The 580-nt window shown below is 44.0% G+C and carries 1 pseudogene; it reads right to left on the reverse strand.

Annotated features, from left to right (window positions below):
* Positions 1-580, reverse strand: a pseudogene (locus R7Q48_RS29430) (ATP-binding protein); the annotation flags it as partial.

The following is a 580-nucleotide window of genomic DNA, read 5'->3' on the forward strand; positions in this document are numbered from 1 at the left end:
CTGATAGTGGGAAAGAAGAGCGTTGAGGTCTGAAATAAGTGGCGAAATCTCTTTCGGATAAGTTTCTTCTAAACTCTTTTTATTTCCAGCTTTGAGCTCTGCCAGCTCTTTTTGCAGTTTAGTTAGTGGACTCAATGACCAAACGATTTGCAAGAGAATGACAGTCAGAACGCCAGCAAACAACAATCCTAGAATTAGCCAGAGTTGACCAATAAGGGTTTGCAGTGTGCTTTTTATTGGCTCTTCGTCGATACCTACGATGATATGAATTGGACCATCGTAGTCGGGTAGATATAGCGCTTTTTCCAGAGTAATCAGTTTTTCGTCTCTTGCACCATAAGCATCTTTATCGAGTCCTTTATACTCGATTCTTTTATCCCACAACGAGCGAGAGCGTTCGAGGCTTGAGTCTGTCGATGCACTCCAATATAAGCCGCTGTACGGGCGACTAAAGCGAGGATCCGACAGTTGAGCAGCTAACGAAAGATGGCCTGTATGATCGACTTCCAATTGTGCGGCGATTTCATCCATAAAGATGCTCAGTTGGGAGCGCGTGTCGTCCACCATATAGTTATAAACT

It is taken from the genome of Vibrio sp. 378 (assembly GCF_033339435.1).